Consider the following 19844-nt stretch of genomic DNA (forward strand, 5'->3'; position numbering starts at 1 on the left):
CCAGCGCGCTTAGCCAGAACCGGCGCCGGGGGAAAGGCCGGTGCGCGATTATGCTTAAGTTTATTCGCCGGGTCGGGGACGCGGGCGCGCCCGGGAGATCGGCTTCGTCATCCGCGCCTGCCCGGGGATGACGCCGGAGAATGGAAGCCCCGACCCGGTGCGCGCGCCGCCCGATCGAAAGCCGACTGTTTTCCGCCGCGAAGCGCGCTATCGCATGGCCGAACCACGAGCAGGCGAGGGCGCGACGTGACGGTCACCATGTACGGCATCAAGAATTGCGACACGATCAAGAAGGCGCGTGCCTGGATGGACGCGCACGGCATCGCCTATGCCTTTCACGACTACAAGGCATCGGGGATCGATGCGGCCCGGCTCGCGCGCTGGAGCGGGATCGTCGGCTGGGAAGTGCTGCTCAATCGCGCCGGCACCACCTTCCGCAAGCTGCCTGACGCCGATCGCGAAGGCATCGATGCCGGCAAGGCGGCGGCGCTGATGCTGGCCCAGCCCTCGATGATCAAGCGCCCCGTGCTCGAATATCCGGGCGGCATCCTGGTCGGCTTCAAGCCGGAGAACTACGCCCGGACGCTGCTCTGAGCGGGAGCCCGCGCGACGCTCGCGCCATGCGGGCTCATGCCTCCCAGCTGAACACTTCCTCGAGCGGCTTGCCGAACACCTGGGCGATGCGGAACGCGGCTTCGAGCGACGGCGAATATTTGCCTTGCTCGATCGCGGCGATCGTCTGGCGCGTGAGGCCGATCTTCTCGCCCAGCTCGGCCTGGGTCATCTCGCCGGCGAGGAAGCGCAAGGTGCGCACCTGGTTGACGACCCTAGCCATGCCAGCCCCTCCGATAGCTCAGCAGGACCAGGAAGTGGTTCACCGCTTCGGCGATCACGATCGCGAGTAGCGCGGTATTGACGATCTTGGGCGGCGGCTCGGTGAACGGCATCACCACGCCGACCAGGATCGCGCCCGCCATCAGCACATAATAGGCTGCGGACGCGCCGCGCCGGGCGATCGCCTTGTCGCGTTCGTCCGGGCGGCGGCCCGCGGCGCCCGGGGCTTGGGCGGCGAGGACGATATGGCCGATGATCACCACCGCCGCCTGGGTCCCCGCGATGATGCCGAAGCTCCACAGGATGTCGAACAGCGTGGGCGGGGTTTCGCGCAGCGCCATCATCGGAAAATAGATGCCATAGGCCACGGCCATGCAGACCAGGGTCAGCCACGCGGTCTTTTCGCGATAGGCCATGTCAGTTCCCCCGCCGATAGCCGGCGATCTGCGCGGCATAATGGACGATCTCCGCGATCACGATCGCGCCCATGATGGCATAGGCCATGTCGATCCTGTCGAAGCCCAGATGCACGCTCCCGGCGACGCAGAACACCAGCCCGATCAGCACGGGATAGGCGAGGGCATAGGCGCGTCGGGCGATGTCGCGGTCGCGCTCGTCGCTGCCGGCGCCGGCATCGGCGGGGGCGAGCGCGGCGGTGACGATCGCGGCCCCCGTCGCGAGGATCGTCTGGACGATCACCGCGGCAATGAAGCCGGTGAAATAGACGGCGCCGTGCAGCTTCCCGCCGGTCGTCAGCATGAAGCCGAAAAAGCCGCCCCACACCAGGATCGTGGTGACCACGGAGATCCAGGCGATCTTCTCCTTGAATGGCATAATTCACCTCAAGTTCGAAATTTGTGCCTTAATGTTAAATATATCGAACATTGAGTCAAGCGATTATAACCCACTCTCCTTCATCCCGCCCTTGCGGGGATGGCGGGGGCGGGAAATCGCGGGGGGTGAAGGAGGCCGGGCCGTCTGCCGGACGCCGTTGCGCTGGCGACCATCGGCGCAACGCGCTAGACCCGCGGCCATGTCGCACGTCACCATGGATACGGCCACGAGCCGCGCAAACCCGACTCCCGCCCCGATGAAGCGGCTCACCGTCCCGGCGATTCGCGATCGCAAGGGCAAGGATCCGATCGTGATGCTCACCGCCTACACGACGCGGATGGCGCAATTGCTCGATCCGCATTGCGACGTGCTGCTGGTGGGGGACAGCCTGGCCCAGGTGATCTACGGCCTGCCTTCCACCCTGCCGGTGACGCTGGAGATGATGATCGCGCATGGCGCCGCGGTGGTGCGCGGCAGCTGGCATTCGCTGGTCGTGGTCGACATGCCCTTCGGCAGCTACGAGCAGGGCCCGGAACAGGCTTTCGCCTCCGCCGCGCGCGTGCTGGCGGAGACGGGCGCCGCCGGCGTGAAGATGGAGGGCGGCGAGACGCTGGCGCCCACCGTCGAATTCCTCACCCGGCGCGGTATCCCGGTCGTCGGGCATGTCGGCCTCACGCCCCAGGCGGTCAACGCGCTCGGCGGCTATGGCGCGCGGGGCCGGAGCAACGCGGAGCATGCCCAGATCCTCGACGATGCGCGGGCGATCGCCGCCGCCGGCGCGTTCGGCATGGTGGTGGAGGGCGTGGTCGAGACGCTGGCGCGGGAGATCACCGCGGCGGTGTCCTGCCCGGTGATCGGGATCGGCGCTTCGGCCGAGTGCGACGGCCAGGTGCTGGTGATCGACGACATGCTGGGCATGTTCGAGCGGACCGCCCGCTTCGTGAAGAAATATGACGATCTCGCCGGCCGTATTTCCGCCGCGGTTGAAACCTATGCCGCCGATGTTCGGTCGCGGGCCTTCCCGGGGCCCGATCAGGTCTATGCGCCGCGGGATTGACGGGCTACCGAGCGCTCTGTTGATTCCCGCGCGGCACGATCAGGTTCGCGCCCGCAAGAGACGCATGGAGTAGATTTTGGCGCTTCCCCCCTCCGGCACGACAGACGAAGCCTTCCTGCGCGAAGTCGACGAGGAATATCGCCGTTCGCAGATGCTGGGCATCTGGCAGAAATACGGGCGCCTGATCATCGGCGCCGTGGTGGCCGGGTTCCTCGCGCTCGGCGGCTTTCTGTTCTGGCAGCACCAGAGCGATTCCGCCGCGGGCCAGAAGGGCGAGCAATATGATGCCGCCCTGCGCAACATCGAGCAGAACCAGCTCGACAAGGCGAATCCCGAACTCGCCAAGCTCGCTGCCGGCGGCAACAACGGCTATGCCGCGATGTCGTCGATCATCGAGGGCAACCTGCTGCTGCAGAAGAAGGACGCGAAGGGCGCCGCCGCCAAATTCGCCGCGGTTGCGGGCAATGGCGGCTTCGCCAAGCCGTTCCGCGATTACGCGCTGCTTCGCCAGACTTCGGTGGAGTATGACACGCTGAAGCCCGAAGTGGTGGTTTCGCGCCTCCAGGGCCTCGCCAAGCCGGATTCGGCCTGGTTCGGAAGCGCCGGCGAGATGGTGGCGGCCGCGCAGATCAAGCTCGGCAAGCGCGCCGAGGCGGGCAAGCTCCTCCAGCAGATCGCCCAGGGCGGCGACAATGTGCCGGATACGACGCGGCAACGCGCGGTTCAGCTGGCGAGCGTATTGGGGATCGATGTCCTCGATCAGTCGAAGGAAAAGCAGGCTAAATGAACAATAAGCTGAGGGTGGCTGGGGCCCTTGCGGCACTCGCGCTGGTTAGCGGCTGCGGCGTGATCAAGGGGCAGGGCAAGAAGACGCCCGTGCTCGGCGAGCGCGTTCCCATCCTGATGTCCGAAAACGACATCACCAGCGACAGGTCGCTGGCGAGTGTCGACGTGCTCGTGCCGGAAGCGGCGGTGAACCAGGACTGGACCCAGCCGGGCGGCAATGCCGCCAAGTCGATGGGCCATCTCGCCTTGTCCGCCACGCCGTCGCAGGTCTGGAGCCAGCAGATCGCCAAGACCTCCAAGAAGGAGCGCCTTGCCGCTTCGCCGGTGGTCGCGGGCGGCAAGCTGTTCGTGATGGATACCGACGGCCAGGTCCATGCGCTGGCCGCCGACACCGGCGCCGAGCTGTGGCGCGCCGCCACGGTGAAGGCCGACGGCAACAAGACCGCGCGCTTCGGCGGCGGCGTCAGCGTCTCCGGCGACCATGTCTTCGCGACCAACGGCCTCGGCGATGTCGTTGCGCTCAAGGTGGCGGACGGCACCGAGCTGTGGCGCAAGCGCCCCGGCGGCCCGCTGCGCGGGGCCCCGACGCTCGCCAACGGCAATGCCTATGTCCTCACGCAGGACAACCAGCTCTTCGTGATGAGCCAGGAGAATGGCGACGTCAGCTGGACCGCTTCGGCCAGCCTCGAATCGCAGGGCGTGTTCGGCGTAGCGGCGCCGGCCTCGGCGCAGGGCACCGTGATCGCCGGCTTCTCGTCGGGCGAGCTCAACGCCTATCGCTACGAGAATGGCCGCTCGCTGTGGAGCGACGTGCTCTCCCGCAGCAGCATGAGCACTTCGGTCTCCTCGCTGTCGGACATCGACGCCGAGCCGGTGATCGACCAGGGCCGCGTCTATGCCGTGGGCCAGGGCGGCCGCATGGTCGCGATGGACATCGCCACCGGCAACCGCATGTGGGAACAGAATATCGCCGGCATCTCCACTCCCTGGGTGGCGGGCGAATGGCTGTTCGTGGTGACCGACGATGCGCGCCTGCTGTGCCTTTCGCGCACCAGCGGCAAGGTGCGCTGGATCTCCCAGCTCAAGCGCTACAAGAACGACAAGAAGCCCAAGAATCCCTGGGGCTGGGTCGGTCCCGTCCTGGCCGGCGGCAAGCTGATCCTGGGCAGCACCCGCGGCGAGCTGGCCTTCGTCTCGCCGGCCGACGGCAGCGTGAGCTCGACGATCGAGCTGAAGGCTCCGATCTCGCTCCAGCCGGTGGTGGTGAACAACATGCTCTACATCCTGGACGACAAGGGGCGCCTGACCGCGTTCCGCTGATATCTGTCCCGGCCATGGCAGGCGGGCGGGGCCGAGAGGCCTCGCCCGTTTGCTTTTTGCACTATATGCCCTTCTGCTGGGCACACCCCGAGAAGAGTTACCCTTATGCCATTGCCCATCGTCGCCATCATCGGCCGGCCGAATGTCGGCAAGTCGACGCTGTTCAACCGGCTGGTCGGCAAGAAGCTCGCACTGGTCGACGATCAGCCGGGCGTGACGCGCGATCGCCGCGAAGGCGATGCGAGCCTGCTCGGGCTCGAGTTCCGCATCATCGACACCGCGGGCTATGAGGACGAGGACGCGGCAACCCTGCCCGGCCGGATGCGCCAGCAGACCGAGGCGGCGGTGCAGGAAGCCGATGTCGCGCTCTTCCTGGTCGATGCCCGCGCCGGGGTGACGCCGCTCGACGAGGAGATCGCCCGCTGGCTGCGCTCGACCGACCGGCCGATCGTGCTCGTCGCCAACAAGGCGGAGGGCCGCGCGGGCGAAACCGGCGTGATCGAGGCAATGGCGCTCGGCTTCGGCGATCCGGTGCAGCTCTCGGCCGAGCATGGCGAGGGGATGGGCGACCTGTTCGAGGCGCTGCTGCCGCATGTCGAGCGCGAGGAAGAGGACGTCGAGGAAGAGGATCCCGACAATCCCAATGCCCCGCTCAAGCTGGCGATCGTCGGCCGGCCGAACGCCGGCAAGTCGACCCTGGTGAACCGTTTCCTGGGCGAGGACCGGATGATCACCGGCCCCGAGGCCGGGATCACCCGCGATTCGATCGCGATCGATTGGGAATGGGAGGATTTCGACGGCAATCTGCGCCCGGTCCGCCTGATCGACACGGCGGGGCTGCGCAAGAAGGCGCGCGTGGAGGAGAAGCTGGAGAAGCTCTCGGTCGCCGACACGTTGCGCTCGATCGACTTCGCCGAAGTGGTGGTGCTGCTGCTCGACGCGACGCGCGGGCTCGAGGTGCAGGACCTCAAGATCGCCGATCGCGTCCTGCAGGAGGGCCGCGCGCTGATCATCGCGCTCAACAAATGGGACGTGGCCGAGAACGCCTCCAGCCTGTTCAACGGCGTGAAGGGCGCGCTCGACGAGGGGCTGGCGCAAGTGAAGGGCGTGCCGCTGCTCACGGTCTCCGCGGCGACGGGGAAGGGGCTCGACACGCTGATCGACGTTGCCTTCAAGACGCGCGAGGCCTGGTCGCGCCGCGTCTCCACCGGCCAGCTCAACCGCTGGTTCGAGCGTGCGGTCGAGGCGAATCCGCCGCCCGCGCCCGGCGGCAAGCGGATCAAGCCGCGCTACGTCACCCAGAACAAGACGCGCCCGCCCAGCTTCGTGCTGTTCGGCACCCGCGTCGACCTGCTGCCGATGAGCTATCAGCGCTATCTGATCAACGGCTTGCGCCGCGAATTCGATTTCGGCGCGGTGCCGGTGCGGTTGACGCTGCGGGCGCCGAAGAATCCGTTCGATCGCGATAAGGAATGAGAATCCAATCGCTTCCGTAACGATCCTGATCCCAAATCAACCCTGTGTTTACAAACGGGCGATACCCTTCGGAACGCTCTGGAGGGTGCGGAGTAGGGGAAAGAAGCGATGACCGGCAACGAGCAGCTGGTGAACTGGGACAGTTTTGCGCAGGCGCGGGCCGAGCTCGGTGCCAATTTCGTGCGCATTCTCGGCTATTTCCGCGAAGACGGCGTCAAGTCCGTTGCGCGGATCGAGGAAGCCATGCGCGCGAACAACGCCGCGTCGATGGTGATTCCCGCGCATACGCTGAAGGGCGAATCGCGCCAGTTCGGCGCCGATCCGCTGGCGGACCTGGCGGAGACGATCGAAATGAGCGCGCGCCTGTGCATCGAGCGACAGGACACGCCGACGGACGTGCTCGAACATGTCGTGCAGCTGCGCCCGCTCTTCGAAGCGACGCTGGCGCTGCTCGAGCGCGAATCGAACCCGCTGGTGGAGCGCCGCCCGGTGTTCGGCCGGCGCTCGCTCGCGGGCTGACGGGCCCTAGCTCGCCTCGGCCGCCTCGCTGTTGAGCTGGATATAGTTCTCAAGCCCCATGCGCGCGATCATGTCGAACTGCTTCTCCAGCGTATCGACATGCTCTTCCTCGCTTTCGAGGATATGGGCGAACAGATCGCGCGAGACATAGTCGCGCACGCTCTCGCAATGCTGGATCGCGTCGCGCAGCAGCGGGATCGCCTCCATCTCCACCGCCAGGTCGGCCTTGAGGATCTCCTCCACCGTCTCGCCGATGCGCAGGCGGCCGAGCAGCTGGAAATTGGGCAGGCCGTCGAGGAACAGGATGCGCTCCGCCAGCTTGTCGGCATGCTTCATCTCGTCGATCGATTCGTGGCGCTCGAGCTCGGCCAGCTTGGTGACGCCCCAATTGTCGAGCAGCCGGTAATGCAGCCAATATTGGTTGATCGCGGTGAGCTCGTTCTTGAGCGCCTCGTTGAGATAGTCGAGGACCTTGGGATCGCCCTTCATTGCCGCCACCTGTTTCTCGTGATTGGATTTCGGGCAGCAGAATAGGCGCGGAAGCCCGTGTTGGACAGCAAAAAGTGGCGGATTTCTGCGGTTTTCAGCTGTTGCGAACGTTATGCAGCAGCACGTTCCTGGGCAATGATCTCGCGTGCGAATGGCACGCATTGTCCGCACTTGGCCTGGCATCCGAGCGCCCGATAGGCCTGGCAGGCACTGGTCGCGCCCTCGCGCGCGGCCTCGCGCACGTCACGTTCCCGAAGAGCATTGCAAACGCAAACGACCATCAGACCCTCACGACTCTCTGGGGACGAGTTAGGGCTATTGACACTGATTCGCAAGACTATTGCGAGGCACTCGCATTACTATCCGGCGCCCCTCTGCGGATCGGCTGGAGATGCCAGCGCGCCAGGCTGCGCCACAACCACTCGAACGGGCCGAATCGGAAATGGTCGAGCCAGGCCCTGGACCAGAGCAGGATCAGTGCCCAGATGACGAAGACAATCGGGTAGAGCTGCCAGCGCGCAAGCTGCCCGTACCAGCCCAGGCCATAGCCGTAGAAGAGCGTGGTGCAGATCAGGCTGGTGGCGAGATAGTTGGTGAAGGCCATGCGCCCCGCCGCGGCGAGGCGGGCGGTCAGCGCGCCGTCCGGGCGGGCGAGAAGCAGGATCAGGCAGATCCATCCGGCGATCATCGGCGGGCGGACCAGCGCGGTGAGCGGCAGCATCGCCGCGACTACGCGCATGTCGAAGCCGGAACGCCATTGCCACCATGCCAGCACGGCATAGGCGGGCAGGCCGATGCCCCAGCAGGCGATCAGCCAGCGGCGATAGCGCGCCCGGGGCCATTCGCCCCGCAGCATTCCGCTGCGCAGCGCCGCCATGCCGAACAGCATGTAGCCGAGCGTCTCCGGCCCGAAGAAGACGAACAGCGCGAACAGCGCGCCGCCGTCCTCGCGGAGCCGATCGGCGAGGATGGCGCCATAGCTGCCGCGATGAAGCGCCAGGTCCTTGGCGATGTCGGCCGGTGAGGGGACGCCGAATGCCTGGGCATAGCCGTGCAGCGCGGGGGCATTCGGGGTCTGCGCCTGGAGCTGGACGATACCCAGCGGAATGGTCGCGAACAGGATCGCGCCGGCCAATGCGAGCATCGCGCCGAGCACCAGCAATCGCGGCACGGGCAGGCGGCGCATCGCATAGGCGATCATGCCCATCATCGCATAATGGGCGAGGATGTCGCCGTGCCAGACCAGGAACAGATGGGCGACGCCGAAGACGAGCAGCCAGGCCATGCGCCGATAGTGCACGCCGGCCGGGCCGCGCCCGCCGGCCTCGGCGCGCTCGACCACCAGCAAGGTCGAGGCCCCGAACAGGAACGAGAAGAGCCCGCGCATCCGCCCGTCGAACAGCACGAAGTTGATCGCCCAGGTCGCCAGGTCGGCGCCGTGCCAGCCGCCATAGGCGCGCGGGTTCACATAGGCGGCCTCGGGCATGGCGAAGGAAAGGATGTTGAGCAGCAGGATGCCCAGCACCGCCACGCCGCGGACCACATCGAGAGAAGCGAGCCGGGTGCCCGCGGCGGAAAGGGGCATTCAGCGCCGCGCGGCGACGAGTGCGATCGGGATGCCGACCAGCACGATGTGGCAGAAGAGCTGAGTCGCGACCGTCTGCGGGTCGAGATGCGGGAAGACGGCCGGCCAGCGCAGCGGCAGCACGACCAGGTTCATCACCGCCCAGGTGGCGATGCCATAGCCGATGCCCGCGGCCACGCGCCGCGCCTTGAGCGGGGGCAGCCGATCGGCGGCAAGGACGAAGACCGCCGCCATCACGGCCATGATCGCGAAATGGACCGCCAGCCCCAGCACCGCGCCGGCCGCCCCCCAGCCGGTCGCATCCGGGAAAGGCCCGCTGGCGACGCCGCGCAGCATCCTGTCGGGGGTGCGGCCGGCCTGGAGCGCGAGGATCGCCGCCGCGGCGATGTCGAGCGTGCCGGCGATCAGCGCCGCCACCAGGATCCGGCGTCCGGCATGGGCCATGTCGATTGTCCTCCCGCTCTCCTTGGCGGACGCTACAACCAGGAGCTGATCTCCTCCAGCGGCTTCTTCATGCTCCCGGCCGCCGGGATCATGGCTTCGGCCGCCGGATGGCCGGCGACGATCAGCATCAGTGCCTTCTCGCCCTCCGGCCGGCGGCAGACGCGGTTGAGGAAGCGCATCGGCCTGGGCGTGTGGACCAGCGTCGCGATGCCGGCGGCGTGCAGCGTGGCGAGCAGGATCCCGGTGGCGATGCCGACGCTCTCGGTGACGTAATAGTTGCGCGGCACGGCTTCGTCGTCGGCAAGGCGCCGGGCGAAGACCGCGATCAGCCAGGGCGCCGTCTCGAGAAAGGGCTTGTCGGCATGGGTGCCGAGCGGGCGCACCGCATCGAGCCACGCTCCCGGTGCGCGGCCGGCGTAGAAATGGCGCTCCTCCTCCTCGGCCGCGACGCGGATCGTCGCCTTGGCCTCCGCCCCCGCGATCGCGCAGAAGTGCCAGGGCTGGCGGTTGGCGCCGCTCGGTGCCGAGCCGGCGGCCCGCAGCGCCGCCTCGATCACTTCACGGGGAACGGGCCGATCGCTAAAGGCTCGGCAGCTGCGACGCGTGGCGATCTCCGCCAGGAAGGTCTGGGCCCGCTCGATCCGGGCATTGTCGCTCAGTTCCGGATAGGGCTGCCACGGCAGCGCTTCGTGCTCGGCCATGGATGCCCCCTCTGATTCGACGATGCCACCGGTGTCTCGGGCCAGGCAATCCGGTTTTCCCCGTAGCGCTCAGCGATTCTCCCTGCGGATCACCAGCTTCAGGCCCGACCAGACCGGATCGACCGCGCAGACCTTGATGTCGACCAGCCCCTTGGGCAGCGCGACTGCGCGGATCACGTCCTCGGTAATGTCGGTCTCCACCCGGGCGGCCTTCTTGGGCCAGGAGACCCAGATGAAGCCGTTCCGGTCGATCAGCGCGAGCAGCGCCTCCAGCTCCCGCTCGAGCCTCGCCCGCTCGGTGACGAAGACATGCGCCGCCTGCAGTCCGGCACAGGCGACTGCATATTCCTCGATCCCCAGCCCCGCGGGGTCGATCTCGGCGCGGACGCTGTCCGGCATGTCGCCGAACCAGCTGCGCATGCCGGGCTTGAGCCCCAGTTTCTTCGCCAGCGGCGTGCCGGAATAGCCAGCGGTCATCACGACTTCCCTCCTTGCCGGCCGGCACGCACCCGCTTCATGCCAGGGCCGCGTCTTCCCCCATCAGCTCCGGGAAGAACGCTTCGTGCGCCGCCTTGAGATCGGCCAGGCTCACGCAGAAATCGCCTTCTTCCAGCTCGAAGATGATCCGGTCCTTGATCGTGCGACCGATCGGATCGGCGACCAGCCCGGCCTTGTCCGCCGCGACGAGGAAGTCGGCAAGGCAGGTGTCGCAGATCGTGACGACATACAGGCCCTGGTCTTCGCCGAAGAAGGAGCCGGCGATGCCGAAGGGCTGGGGCTGGTCGATGATCGCGCCGATGCCCGAGGCCATCGCCATCTCGGCGATCGCGACCGCCAGTCCGCCGTCCGATACGTCGTGGCAGGCGGTGATCGCGCCGGTGCAGATGCCCGAGCGGATGAAGGCGCCGGTGCGGCGTTCCATCATCAGATCGACTTCGGGAGCCGGCCCTTCCTCGCGGCCGTGCAGCTCGCGCAGCCACAGCGACTGGCCGAGATGGCCCGAACGTTCGCCGACCGCCAGGATGATGTCGCCGGTGCCCTTGAAGGCGATGGTCGCGCTCTTCGAATAATCCTTGAGCAGGCCGATCGCGCCGATCGCCGGGGTCGGCAGGATCGCCGAGCCGCCGCCGGTGGCCTTGCTCTCGTTGTAGAGCGAGACGTTGCCCGAGACGATCGGGAAGTCGAGCGCTCGGCACGCCTCCGACATGCCTTCGAGGCAGCCGACGATCTGGCCCATGATCTCCGGGCGTTGCGGATTGGCGAAGTTGAGGCAGTTAGTCACCGCCAGCGGGGTGGCGCCGACGGCCGAAAGGTTGCGCCATGCCTCCGCGATCGCCTGCTTGCCGCCCTCCACCGGGTCGGCGAAGCAATAGCGCGGGGTGCAATCGGTGGTGATCGCCAGGCCCTTGCCGGAGCCGTGCACGCGGACCACCGCCGCGTCGCCGCCCGGGCGCTGCACGGTGTCGGCGCCGACCATATGGTCGTACTGCTCCCAGATCCAGCGGCGCGAGGCGAGGTCGGGCGTGCCGACCAGCTTGAGCAGGTCCGCGGCCGGATCGGTGCTCTCGGGCACGTCCGCCAGTTCGGCGGGCTTCGGCGTCGGCACGTGCGGCCGGTCGTAGAGCGGCGCTTCGTCCGCCAGCGGGGCGAGCGGGATGTCGGCGACCGTGTCGCCCTTCCATTTCAGCACCATGCGGCCGGTATCCGTCACATGGCCGATCACGGCGAAATCGAGCTCCCATTTGCGGAAGATCGCCTCGGCAAAGGCTTCGCGGCCGGGCTTGAGCACCATGAGCATGCGCTCCTGGCTCTCCGACAGCATCATCTCGTACGGCGTCATGCCGGTTTCGCGCTGGGGCACGTCGTCCATCACCAGCTCGATGCCGACGCCGCCCTTGCTGGCCATCTCGACCGAGGAGGAAGTGAGGCCGGCGGCGCCCATGTCCTGGATCGCGACGATCGCGTCCGACGACATCAGCTCGAGGCACGCTTCGATCAGCAGCTTCTCGGTGAAGGGATCGCCGACCTGGACGGTGGGGCGCTTCTCCTCGCTGTCCTCGCCGAAATCCGCGCTCGCCATCGTCGCGCCGTGGATGCCGTCGCGGCCGGTCTTCGAGCCGACATAGACGATCGGATTGCCGACGCCACTGGCGGCCGAATAGAAGATCTTGTCCGTGTCCGCGATGCCGACGGTCATCGCGTTGACCAGGATGTTGCCGTCATAGGCCTTGTGGAAATTGACTTCGCCGCCGACGGTGGGGACGCCGACGCAATTGCCATAGCCGCCGATGCCGTGGACCACGCCGGCGATGAGGTGCTTCATCTTGGGGTGGTCGGGCCGGCCGAAGCGCAGCGCGTTCATGTTGGCGATCGGGCGCGCGCCCATGGTGAACACGTCGCGCAGGATGCCGCCCACGCCGGTCGCCGCGCCCTGATAGGGCTCGATGTACGACGGGTGGTTGTGGCTCTCCATCTTGAAGATCGCGGCCTGGCCGTCGCCGATATCGACCACGCCGGCATTCTCGCCCGGGCCGCAGATCACCTGGGGGCCCTCGGTCGGCAGCTTCTTCAGGTGGATGCGGCTCGACTTGTAGCTGCAATGCTCGGACCACATCACCGAGAAGATGCCGAGTTCGGTAAGGTTGGGCTCGCGGCCCATCGCCTTCAGGACGCGCGCATATTCTTCGGGGGTAAAGCCGTGCTCGGCGACGATCTCGGACGTGATCTGGGTCATGGGCGCAGCCCATAGCGAGGGCATGTGCCCGCGTCACCCCCGAGCGGGGGCGGCGCGAAAATCTTGCCTCCCCCCGGCCGGTATGTGCGGACGGCGCGGAAGGGCCGGGGCGTTCGCATCGCGGCCGAGCCAAGCGGATGGAATCCTGCATCAAGGGACCGAATCGCCGGGATCGCCGGGCTATGCGGGGGTTGGAGATTAACCATTGGAGGCGTAGCAAGGCGGACGGAGTGGAGCCTTGGGTGTAGCGTGATGAATCACTGGATAGATCGCGTGGCGGCGCCGCCGGCCGGGCGCGTGCCGATGGGTTGGGCGAACGCGCTGCATGTCGTGCCCGATGGTGCCCCCGCGGTGCTCGCGCCGATGCCCGCCGCCTGGGAATGCGACCTGTCCGACGATTCGCTGCGCTGGACGCCGGGCGTGTTCGCGATATTCGGCCTGCCGCCCGGTCGGCCGGTGCGCCGCGACGAAGTGGTTGCCATGTACAGCCCGGAATCGCGGGCCGAACTGGCCAGGCTGCGATCGGAGGCGATCGCCAATTGCGGCAGCTTCACCTTCGAGGCCGAGATCCGCCGGCCGGACGGCGAGATGCGCTGGATGCGCGTGACTGCCGATGTCGAGGTGCGCGATGGCCGCCCGGCCTATCTCTACGGCCTGAAGCAGGACATCACGCATCTGCGGCGGGGCTAGCGCCTCCCTCGAGGCAATCAATTCCCGTCGATCCCCGCGGGAAAACTCCCCCACCTGACGGGCGCGGGATGGCGGAAAGGACGAGAGGCGCCGCGAAGGATGCCCCGCCCTAGGCCGCGGAGGCGACCGGCAGCGTGGAGGTCACCACGCGATCCTTGCCGGCATGTTTCGCGGCATAGAGCAAGTCGTCCGCGAGCCGCAGCGCGTCGGCGTGATCGCCCGCGATCGGCGCGACGCCGGCCGAGAAGCTGATCCTGCCGATCGGCAGGTCGGTGGTCTGGTCGCGCAGCAGCCGCTCGCGCAGCCGGGCGCGGCAGCCGTCGAGCAGGTCGGCGGCCTCCTCCGCATCGGCGCCCTCGAACAGGCAGACGAACTCCTCGCCGCCATAGCGCGCGACCGTCACCCGGCGGCCCAGGTCCTCGCGCAGGAAGCGCGCGACGAAGCGGAGCACGCGGTCGCCGGTATGGTGGCCGTGCCGGTCGTTGATCGCCTTGAAATTGTCGATGTCGCACAGCGCGAGGGCAAAGGGGGCGGCATCCGGCCGGGCCAGCGTCTCCTCCATCCGCGCGAAGAAGCCGCGGCGATTGGGCAGGCCGGTGAGGTGATCCTCCTCCGCCTCGCGCACTGCGCGCTCGAGATCGGCGCGCAGGCGCCGCGTGTCCTCGCGGGTGCGCTCGAGCCGGCCGCCGATCCTGCGCGTCGTCTCGGCGACGTCGAGCGTGACTTCGAGCAGCCGGCGATAGGCCTCGCCCGGCTCGCTGCCCATCTGGTCGGCCGCTTCGCCGAGCGCGGTGGAATAGGCGCTGGTCGAGGCGGTGGCGTCGCCCACCGCGGCAAGGCAATCGGCGACCTTGCTCTCGAGCTCGCGGGTGAGCTTGTCGAGCTTGTCGGGCGTCTCGCCCGCAGCGCAGCGCTCGACGATCCGTTCGACATCGCGGTCGGTCAGGCTGCCCTTGGCGTTGAGCAGTTCCTGGGCCGCGCGCACCAGCGGGGCCTCCAGGCCGTCGAGGAAACGGCCGGCAAAGTCGAAGTTGGTCGTGCTGGGCTCCAGCCCGTGCTGGAACAGGAAGGCGCCGATCTGTTCGTAGCGCAGGCGGTGGAGCGCGGTCCGGTCGGGCGCGGCCCATGGATCCTCGCCTTCGCCGCGGCGGAACCAGGATACCAGCCGGTCGAGCGGCGAGTGGAGGGAAACGGGCGCGCTCATGCCCGGGCCCCGCCGGTCCATGCGGCGATCCGCGCGGCGTCCTTGCCCGCGCGATGCCCGTCGATGCTTGCCCTTGATCGCATGTCCCGCCCCCGTTCTCGACGGAATCGTTACGGGAGCGATCGTAATATTCGCGTTAATCCGGCCCGGAATTCGCCAAATCGGGTAGCGTGGCCGCCCTGGGTCGGGGACTCGCATTCCGTCAACCGTCATCCCCGCGCAGGCGGGATGACGGGGTTCGCTGAATGAGTCCCCCACCCTAGGTTGGGGACTCATATTCCTTCAATCGCCATCCCCGCGAAGGCGGGGATGGCGAAGGAAAATCAGATACTTGTTTGGTTCTCAACCTACAGGATCTCGCGCACCCGCTCCGGCGGGCGGCCGAGGCGAACGCCCTTTTCGGTCACCACCAGCGGCCGCTCGATCAGGATCGGATCGGCCGCCATCGCGTCGAGGATCGCATCGTCGTCCGCTCCCTTTAGCGGCTTGGCGGCGTCCTCGGCGATGCGCAGGCCTTCGCGCGCGGTCATGCCGGCGCGGGCATAGAGGTCCTTCAGCGTCTCGCGGCTCGGCGGGGTCTTGAGATATTCCACCACCTCGACCGCGAGGCCCGGCGTTCCGTTCAGGATCGCCAGCGCCTCGCGCGACTTGGAGCAGCGGGGATTGTGGTAGATGGTGGCCTTCATGCCTCGTCCTGCCGGGCCAGCCACTCCTCCAGCCACTTGATCGTATAGTCGCCCTTCTGGAATTCGGGGTCGTCGAGCAGCGCCTGGTGCAGGGGGATGGTGGTCTTCATCCCGTCGATCACGAACTCCTCGAGCGCGCGGCGCAGGCGGCGGAGCGCGCCCTGGCGAGTGGTGCCGTAGACGATCAGCTTGGCGATCATCGAATCGTAATAGGGCGGCACCTTGTAGCCGGCATAGAGGCCCGAATCGACGCGGACGTTCATGCCGCCCGGCGCGTGATAGCCCTTCACCAGGCCCGGCGAGGGCGCGAAGGTGCGCGGGTCCTCGGCGTTGATGCGGCATTCGATGGCATGGCCGCGGAACACCACGTCTTCCTGGCGCAGCGTCAGGCCGTGCCCTTCGGCCACGCGGATCTGCTCGCGGACGAGATCGAGGCCGGTGATCGCCTCGGTCACCGGATGCTCCACCTGCAGGCGGGTGTTCATCTCGATGAAGTAGAACTCGCCGTCTTCCCACAGGAATTCGATCGTGCCGGCCCCGCGATAGCCCATGTCGGCCATCGCCTTGGCGCAGATCCCGCCGATGCGCTCGCGCTCCTCGACCGAGAGGACGGGCGAGGGGGCTTCCTCGAGCACCTTCTGGTGGCGGCGCTGGAGCGAGCAGTCGCGCTCGCCCAGATGGATGGCGTTGCCGTTGCCGTCGCCGAACACCTGCACTTCGATGTGGCGCGGGTTGCCGAGATATTTCTCCAGATAGACGGTGGCGTCGCCAAAGGCGGCCTTCGCCTCGCTGCCGGCCTGCTGCATCAGCGTCTCGAGCTGGTCCTCGCTGGTGCAGACCTTCATGCCGCGGCCGCCGCCGCCCGAGGCGGCCTTGATGATCACCGGATAGCCTGCCTTGGCGGCGATCGCCTTGGCTTCGGCCAGGTCGCCGATCGGGCCGTCCGAGCCGGGGACCAGCGGCAGGCCGAGCGCGCCGGCGGTGCGCTTCGCCTCGATCTTGTCGCCCATCGTGCGGATGTGCTCGGGCTTGGGCCCGACGAAGATGATGCCGTGCGCCTCGACGATCTCGGCGAACTTGGCGTTCTCCGAGAGGAAGCCATAGCCCGGATGGATCGCGTCCGCGCCCGAGATCTCCGCCGCGGCGATGATCCGGTCGATCTTGAGATAGCTCTCGGCCGCGGCCGGCGGGCCGATGCAGATCGCTTCGTCGGCCAGGCGCACGTGCATCGCGTCCGAATCGGCGGTGGAGTGCACCGCGACGGTCTTGATCCCCATCTCGTGGCAGGCGCGGTGGATGCGCAGCGCGATCTCGCCGCGATTGGCGATCAGGAGCTTCTTGATTTCCGGCATGGGGCCGCCGTTACTCGACCACGACGAGCGGCTGGTCGAACTCGACCGGCTGGCCATTGTCGACCAGGATCGCCTTGACCGTGCCGGCCGAAGTGGCGTGGATCGGGTTCATCACCTTCATCGCCTCGATGATCAGCAGCGTGTCGCCGGCCTTCACCGTCTGGCCGACCGAGACGAAGTTCGCCGCCTCGGGATTCGGCGCCAGATAGACGGTGCCGACCATCGGCGACTTGACTGCGTTCAGCGCGGCGACGGGCGCGGCCTCGACGGCAGCGGCAACCGGCGCGGCGGCGGCCGGAGCGGCGACCGGGGCAGCCATCGGCGCCTGCAGGAGCGCGGGCGCGGCCTGCACGGTGCGCGCGACGCGGACCTTGCGATCGCCGTCCTCGACTTCGATCTCGGTGAGATTGGTGTCGTCCAGCACGGCGGCGAGCTGCCGCACCAGGTCGATGTCGACCTGCATTGCGCCCGTCTTGTCGTTCTTTTCTGCCATTTGATCTCGTCTTCCGATGAAACGGCGCCCTTTGTCAGAGGAGCGCGGCGGCTTCAAGCGCAAGCATGTAGGACAGTGCCCCGAAACCGGCGATGGTTCCCCGGGCGGCCATGCCGACATAGCTGTGGTGGCGATACTCCTCCCGGGCGACCGGGTTGGAGATATGTACTTCGAATACCGGCGTCCGGATCGAGCGGATCGCGTCGTAGAGCGCGAGGCTGGTGTGCGTGAACGCGCCCGCGTTGAGCAGGACGGCCTTCGCGCCGCGGGCCTGGGCCTCGTGGAGCCAGTCGATCAGGTGGCCCTCGTGATTCGACTGGCGCAGATCGATCTCCAGCCCCAGTTCCTTCGCCCGGTCCTCCAGGCGGCCCGCAATGTCGTCGAGCGTGTCCGAACCGTAGATCTCCGGCTCGCGCAGTCCCAGCAGGTTGAGGTTGGGACCGTTGAGGACGTAGATCGTATCGGCCAAGGCCAAGCCTTTCGGTTGCGGGCGCGGGAGCGGCTTCCCTATATGAGCGCGCGCTCCCGATCAAATTTCCAAGGACAGTTCATGCATATCGACGGCACCGTCTCCATCACCGTCAACGGCGAGCACCGGCGGGTGATGGCCGGCCTCACCATCGCCCAGCTGGCCGAGGAGCTGGGGCTGGTGCCCGCCAAGCTGGCGGTGGAGCGCAACCTGGAAGTGGTGCCGCGCTCGACGCTGGACCAGGTGGTGGTCGAGGATGGCGACGAGCTGGAGATCGTGCATTTCGTCGGTGGTGGCGACCATGGCAGGCCGGTCGATGACGATAGCTGGACCGTCGCGGGCAAGACCTTCCGTTCACGGCTGATCGTCGGCACCGGCAAGTACAGGGATTTCGAGCAGAACGCGGCTGCGGTGGCGGCAAGCGGCGCCGAGATCGTCACGGTGGCGGTGCGCCGCGTGAACGTCAGCGATCCCAAGGCGCCGATGCTCACCGACTATATCGACCCGAAGAAGATCACCTATCTGCCCAACACCGCCGGCTGCTTCGATGCCGAATCGGCGATCCGCACGCTGCGCCTGGCGCGCGAGGCGGGCGGCTGGGAGCTGGTGAAGCTCGAAGTGCTGGGCGAGGCGCGGACGCTCTATCCGGACATGGTGGAGACGCTGCGGGCCACGGAAATCCTCGCGAACGAGGGCTTCAAGCCGATGGTCTATTGCGTGGACGATCCCATCGCGGCGAAGCGGCTGGAGGATGCCGGCGCCGTGGCGATCATGCCGCTGGGCGCGCCGATCGGTTCCGGCCTGGGCATCCAGAACCAGGTGACGATCCGGCTGATCGTCGAAGGTGCCAAGGTGCCGGTGCTGGTCGATGCCGGCGTCGGCTCGGCGAGCGACGCGGCGGTGGGCATGGAGCTGGGCTGCGACGGCATCCTGATGAACACCGCGATCGCCGAGGCGAAGGACCCGATCCTGATGGCGGCGGCGATGAAGGCGGCAGTGGAAGCCGGGCGGCTCTCCTATCGCGCCGGGCGCATGGCCAAGCGCCGCTATGCCGATCCGTCGAGCCCGCTGGCGGGGTTGATCTGATGCGGGGGGTGCTGGTTCTGGTGGCGCTGGCGCTCACCGGTTGCGATGGGCCGAAGGTCGTGTTCGAAAATACGACCACAGTACCGGAATATGCCAACGGCACGGCGGGCCCCGATGCGGCTCGCTAAGCGCTTCGCGATCTGCTTGGCGGTAGGGGCGCTTTCCGCCTGCCACCCCAGGCCCGCCGCCGTGCCGAAGGAATCGCGCGCCATTTCCGCCGAGCCGGTGACGCTCACCGCGGCGGACGGGGTGAAGGTCTTTGGCGTCCATACCAGCGTCGAGAAGCCCAAGGCGCTGATCCTGCTCTTCCACCAGGCGGGTTCGGGCAAGGACGAATATGCGACCATTGCCCCCAGGCTGGCGACCTGGGGCTATAGCTCGCTGCGTATCGACCAGCGCGCCGGCGGCGACCTGTTCGGCGGCAATGCGACGGTGAAGGCGCTGGGTCGCTCGACGAGCTACTATCAGGCGAAGCCGGACCTGGTGGCGGCGCTGGCATGGGCGAAGGACAAGAAGCTGCCGGTGATCCTGTGGGGCAGCAGCTATTCGGCGTCGCTCGTCTTCCTGCTCGCCGCGGACTATCCCGATCGGGTGAAGGCGGTGATGGCATTCTCGCCCGGCGAATATTTCGACGACAAGACGATGGTGCGCACCGCCGCGGCCAACGTGAAGGCGCCGGTGTTCGCAACGTCGGCGCAGGATGGGCATGAGGTCGACGAGGCCCGGAACATCCTCGCCGCGGTGCCGGGGCAGAAGGAGCAGTTCGTGCCCAAGCAGGGCGGAGTGCACGGCGCCTCCACCTTGCTGCGCGCGAAGAATCCCGAGGGCGCCGAGCCGGCCTGGACCGCGGTGATCGCCTTCCTGCAGAAGGTGGCGCCCTGACCTTCGCCCCCCTCCCTTCCGGGGAGGGGAGGATCCAGGTCGGATCGACATTGGGCGCGCGATGCGAGCCGGACAGCGCTTCTTGCTCCCCGGCGAAGGCCGGGGCCCAGTTGCACCATCGTTCGAGGAGTTCGCGTATCTCGATAGCAGCCCGATACTGGGCCCCGGCCTTCGCCGGAGAGCCGCCGGGGACCGCAGTCTCG

General features: G+C 67.6%; 25 protein-coding genes. 10 read left to right on the plus strand and 15 right to left on the minus strand.

Features of this window, described 5'->3' with window-relative positions; all coding sequences use genetic code 11:
- Positions 1 to 246 precede the first annotated feature (246 nt).
- Positions 247 to 594: an ArsC family reductase gene (locus tag BGP17_RS21850; RefSeq protein WP_286713601.1), complete on the plus strand. Its 348-nt coding sequence runs from the start codon at positions 247 to 249 to the stop codon at positions 592 to 594.
- Positions 595 to 628: 34 nt separating this feature from the next.
- On the opposite strand, the gene BGP17_RS21855 is transcribed toward BGP17_RS21850, so the two are convergent.
- From BGP17_RS21855 to BGP17_RS21865, 3 genes are read right to left on the minus strand one after another with little or no spacing between them, the layout of a single operon-like run.
- A complete protein-coding gene (locus BGP17_RS21855) occupies positions 629 to 835 on the minus strand; it encodes a helix-turn-helix transcriptional regulator (protein ID WP_086128683.1) in 207 nt (68 codons plus the stop codon).
- Entirely contained in the window at positions 828 to 1250 is a 423-nt protein-coding gene (locus BGP17_RS21860) for a hypothetical protein (RefSeq protein ID WP_167297984.1), read from the minus strand. Before BGP17_RS21860 ends, BGP17_RS21855 begins: the two co-directional genes overlap by 8 nt.
- Position 1251: 1 nt before the next feature.
- Positions 1252 to 1668, minus strand: coding sequence for a hypothetical protein (locus BGP17_RS21865; RefSeq protein WP_167297985.1), 417 nt, complete (start codon positions 1666 to 1668; stop codon positions 1252 to 1254).
- A 199-nt stretch (positions 1669 to 1867) separates the two neighbouring features.
- Between BGP17_RS21865 and panB the strand changes: the two genes are divergently transcribed.
- From panB to BGP17_RS21890, 5 genes are all read left to right on the plus strand, one after another.
- Positions 1868 to 2725 carry a 3-methyl-2-oxobutanoate hydroxymethyltransferase gene (gene panB / locus BGP17_RS21870; RefSeq protein WP_167297986.1) on the plus strand — a complete coding sequence of 286 codons (858 nt, stop codon included), beginning with the start codon at positions 1868 to 1870 and terminating at the stop codon, positions 2723 to 2725.
- A gap of 76 nt (positions 2726 to 2801) precedes the next feature.
- The gene (locus BGP17_RS21875; protein ID WP_167297987.1) at positions 2802 to 3512 is read left to right on the plus strand and encodes a tetratricopeptide repeat protein; all 711 of its coding nucleotides are present in this window, start codon (positions 2802 to 2804) and stop codon (positions 3510 to 3512) included.
- The gene (locus BGP17_RS21880; protein WP_286713603.1) at positions 3509 to 4831 is read left to right on the plus strand and encodes a PQQ-like beta-propeller repeat protein; all 1323 of its coding nucleotides are present in this window, start codon (positions 3509 to 3511) and stop codon (positions 4829 to 4831) included. The genes BGP17_RS21875 and BGP17_RS21880 overlap by 4 nt, the downstream gene beginning before the upstream one ends.
- Before the next feature lie 105 nt (positions 4832 to 4936).
- Positions 4937 to 6307, plus strand: coding sequence for a ribosome biogenesis GTPase Der (gene der / locus BGP17_RS21885; protein ID WP_286713604.1), 1371 nt, complete (start codon positions 4937 to 4939; stop codon positions 6305 to 6307).
- 108 nt (positions 6308 to 6415) lie between these two features.
- Positions 6416 to 6826 carry an Hpt domain-containing protein gene (locus BGP17_RS21890; protein ID WP_086128690.1) on the plus strand — a complete coding sequence of 137 codons (411 nt, stop codon included), beginning with the start codon at positions 6416 to 6418 and terminating at the stop codon, positions 6824 to 6826.
- A gap of 6 nt (positions 6827 to 6832) precedes the next feature.
- On the opposite strand, the gene bfr is transcribed toward BGP17_RS21890, so the two are convergent.
- The 7 genes from bfr to purL form a co-directional block, all read right to left on the minus strand.
- Complete coding sequence (gene bfr / locus BGP17_RS21895) at positions 6833 to 7315, minus strand: bacterioferritin (protein WP_086128691.1); 483 nt, start codon at positions 7313 to 7315, stop codon at positions 6833 to 6835.
- A gap of 110 nt (positions 7316 to 7425) precedes the next feature.
- On the minus strand, positions 7426 to 7596 hold the full coding sequence (locus BGP17_RS21900) for a (2Fe-2S)-binding protein (protein ID WP_086128692.1): 171 nt from the start codon (positions 7594 to 7596) through the stop codon (positions 7426 to 7428).
- Between the two features lie 56 nt (positions 7597 to 7652).
- Positions 7653 to 8900, minus strand: a complete 1248-nt coding sequence (locus BGP17_RS21905; RefSeq protein ID WP_286713605.1) for a DUF418 domain-containing protein — start codon at positions 8898 to 8900, stop codon at positions 7653 to 7655.
- Positions 8901 to 9344, minus strand: coding sequence for a hypothetical protein (locus BGP17_RS21910; protein ID WP_286713606.1), 444 nt, complete (start codon positions 9342 to 9344; stop codon positions 8901 to 8903).
- 32 nt (positions 9345 to 9376) lie between these two features.
- Positions 9377 to 10045 carry a nitroreductase family protein gene (locus BGP17_RS21915; RefSeq protein ID WP_286713607.1) on the minus strand — a complete coding sequence of 223 codons (669 nt, stop codon included), beginning with the start codon at positions 10043 to 10045 and terminating at the stop codon, positions 9377 to 9379.
- A 69-nt stretch (positions 10046 to 10114) separates the two neighbouring features.
- On the minus strand, positions 10115 to 10522 hold the full coding sequence (locus tag BGP17_RS21920; RefSeq protein ID WP_167297993.1) for a hypothetical protein: 408 nt from the start codon (positions 10520 to 10522) through the stop codon (positions 10115 to 10117).
- 37 nt (positions 10523 to 10559) lie between these two features.
- Positions 10560 to 12779, minus strand: a complete 2220-nt coding sequence (gene purL / locus BGP17_RS21925) for a phosphoribosylformylglycinamidine synthase subunit PurL (protein WP_167297994.1) — start codon at positions 12777 to 12779, stop codon at positions 10560 to 10562.
- Positions 12780 to 13031: 252 nt separating this feature from the next.
- Here purL and BGP17_RS21930 point away from each other — a divergent pair, with 252 nt between their 5' ends.
- Positions 13032 to 13469 (plus strand): PAS domain-containing protein, encoded by a 438-nt coding sequence (locus BGP17_RS21930; RefSeq protein WP_243857096.1) that lies wholly within the window; start codon positions 13032 to 13034, stop codon positions 13467 to 13469.
- A gap of 109 nt (positions 13470 to 13578) precedes the next feature.
- Here BGP17_RS21930 and BGP17_RS21935 read toward each other — a convergent pair whose 3' ends face one another.
- The 5 genes from BGP17_RS21935 to aroQ all read right to left on the minus strand — a co-directional run bounded on the left by BGP17_RS21935 (position 13579) and on the right by aroQ (position 17673).
- Entirely contained in the window at positions 13579 to 14673 is a 1095-nt protein-coding gene (locus BGP17_RS21935) for a GGDEF domain-containing protein (RefSeq protein ID WP_286713608.1), read from the minus strand.
- 347 nt (positions 14674 to 15020) lie between these two features.
- A complete protein-coding gene (arsC, locus tag BGP17_RS21940; RefSeq protein ID WP_286713609.1) occupies positions 15021 to 15359 on the minus strand; it encodes an arsenate reductase (glutaredoxin) in 339 nt (112 codons plus the stop codon).
- Positions 15356 to 16711, minus strand: a complete 1356-nt coding sequence (gene accC, locus BGP17_RS21945) for an acetyl-CoA carboxylase biotin carboxylase subunit (protein ID WP_167297997.1) — start codon at positions 16709 to 16711, stop codon at positions 15356 to 15358. The genes arsC and accC overlap by 4 nt, the downstream gene beginning before the upstream one ends.
- A gap of 10 nt (positions 16712 to 16721) precedes the next feature.
- A complete protein-coding gene (gene accB, locus BGP17_RS21950; RefSeq protein ID WP_167297998.1) occupies positions 16722 to 17204 on the minus strand; it encodes an acetyl-CoA carboxylase biotin carboxyl carrier protein in 483 nt (160 codons plus the stop codon).
- Between the two features lie 34 nt (positions 17205 to 17238).
- Positions 17239 to 17673 (minus strand): type II 3-dehydroquinate dehydratase, encoded by a 435-nt coding sequence (aroQ, locus tag BGP17_RS21955; protein ID WP_167297999.1) that lies wholly within the window; start codon positions 17671 to 17673, stop codon positions 17239 to 17241.
- Positions 17674 to 17754: 81 nt separating this feature from the next.
- Between aroQ and thiS the strand changes: the two genes are divergently transcribed.
- The 3 genes from thiS to BGP17_RS21970 are packed head-to-tail and all read left to right on the plus strand — an operon-like array spanning position 17755 to position 19641.
- Positions 17755 to 18759: a sulfur carrier protein ThiS gene (gene thiS, locus BGP17_RS21960; RefSeq protein WP_286713610.1), complete on the plus strand. Its 1005-nt coding sequence runs from the start codon at positions 17755 to 17757 to the stop codon at positions 18757 to 18759.
- Positions 18759 to 18887, plus strand: coding sequence for a hypothetical protein (locus tag BGP17_RS21965; protein ID WP_286713611.1), 129 nt, complete (start codon positions 18759 to 18761; stop codon positions 18885 to 18887). Before thiS ends, BGP17_RS21965 begins: the two co-directional genes overlap by 1 nt.
- Positions 18874 to 19641, plus strand: a complete 768-nt coding sequence (locus BGP17_RS21970) for an alpha/beta hydrolase (protein ID WP_286713612.1) — start codon at positions 18874 to 18876, stop codon at positions 19639 to 19641. The genes BGP17_RS21965 and BGP17_RS21970 overlap by 14 nt, the downstream gene beginning before the upstream one ends.
- Positions 19642 to 19844 lie beyond the last annotated feature (203 nt).

The sequence above is a fragment of the Sphingomonas sp. 67-41 genome, assembly GCF_001899725.1.
GTDB lineage: Bacteria > Pseudomonadota > Alphaproteobacteria > Sphingomonadales > Sphingomonadaceae > Sphingomonas > Sphingomonas leidyi.

Excerpts from the sequence above, each read along its gene's own strand:
- BGP17_RS21970 (WP_286713612.1), top strand. The coding sequence starts at position 18,874 with ATGCGGCTCGCTAAGCGCTTCGCGATCTGCTTGGCGGTAGGGGCGCTT.
- BGP17_RS21930 (WP_243857096.1), top strand. The coding sequence starts at position 13,032 with ATGAATCACTGGATAGATCGCGTGGCGGCGCCGCCGGCCGGGCGCGTG.
- BGP17_RS21920 (WP_167297993.1), bottom strand. The coding sequence starts at position 10,522 with ATGACCGCTGGCTATTCCGGCACGCCGCTGGCGAAGAAACTGGGGCTC.
- panB (WP_167297986.1), top strand. The coding sequence starts at position 1,868 with ATGTCGCACGTCACCATGGATACGGCCACGAGCCGCGCAAACCCGACT.
- BGP17_RS21905 (WP_286713605.1), bottom strand. The coding sequence starts at position 8,900 with ATGCCCCTTTCCGCCGCGGGCACCCGGCTCGCTTCTCTCGATGTGGTC.
- accB (WP_167297998.1), bottom strand. The coding sequence starts at position 17,204 with ATGGCAGAAAAGAACGACAAGACGGGCGCAATGCAGGTCGACATCGAC.
- bfr (WP_086128691.1), bottom strand. The coding sequence starts at position 7,315 with ATGAAGGGCGATCCCAAGGTCCTCGACTATCTCAACGAGGCGCTCAAG.
- BGP17_RS21880 (WP_286713603.1), top strand. The coding sequence starts at position 3,509 with ATGAACAATAAGCTGAGGGTGGCTGGGGCCCTTGCGGCACTCGCGCTG.
- BGP17_RS21910 (WP_286713606.1), bottom strand. The coding sequence starts at position 9,344 with ATGGCCCATGCCGGACGCCGGATCCTGGTGGCGGCGCTGATCGCCGGC.
- BGP17_RS21865 (WP_167297985.1), bottom strand. The coding sequence starts at position 1,668 with ATGCCATTCAAGGAGAAGATCGCCTGGATCTCCGTGGTCACCACGATC.
- BGP17_RS21915 (WP_286713607.1), bottom strand. The coding sequence starts at position 10,045 with ATGGCCGAGCACGAAGCGCTGCCGTGGCAGCCCTATCCGGAACTGAGC.
- purL (WP_167297994.1), bottom strand. The coding sequence starts at position 12,779 with ATGACCCAGATCACGTCCGAGATCGTCGCCGAGCACGGCTTTACCCCC.
- BGP17_RS21900 (WP_086128692.1), bottom strand. The coding sequence starts at position 7,596 with ATGGTCGTTTGCGTTTGCAATGCTCTTCGGGAACGTGACGTGCGCGAG.
- BGP17_RS21855 (WP_086128683.1), bottom strand. The coding sequence starts at position 835 with ATGGCTAGGGTCGTCAACCAGGTGCGCACCTTGCGCTTCCTCGCCGGC.
- thiS (WP_286713610.1), top strand. The coding sequence starts at position 17,755 with ATGCATATCGACGGCACCGTCTCCATCACCGTCAACGGCGAGCACCGG.
- BGP17_RS21965 (WP_286713611.1), top strand. The coding sequence starts at position 18,759 with ATGCGGGGGGTGCTGGTTCTGGTGGCGCTGGCGCTCACCGGTTGCGAT.
- accC (WP_167297997.1), bottom strand. The coding sequence starts at position 16,711 with ATGCCGGAAATCAAGAAGCTCCTGATCGCCAATCGCGGCGAGATCGCG.
- BGP17_RS21935 (WP_286713608.1), bottom strand. The coding sequence starts at position 14,673 with ATGAGCGCGCCCGTTTCCCTCCACTCGCCGCTCGACCGGCTGGTATCC.
- BGP17_RS21890 (WP_086128690.1), top strand. The coding sequence starts at position 6,416 with ATGACCGGCAACGAGCAGCTGGTGAACTGGGACAGTTTTGCGCAGGCG.
- BGP17_RS21860 (WP_167297984.1), bottom strand. The coding sequence starts at position 1,250 with ATGGCCTATCGCGAAAAGACCGCGTGGCTGACCCTGGTCTGCATGGCC.
- arsC (WP_286713609.1), bottom strand. The coding sequence starts at position 15,359 with ATGAAGGCCACCATCTACCACAATCCCCGCTGCTCCAAGTCGCGCGAG.
- der (WP_286713604.1), top strand. The coding sequence starts at position 4,937 with ATGCCATTGCCCATCGTCGCCATCATCGGCCGGCCGAATGTCGGCAAG.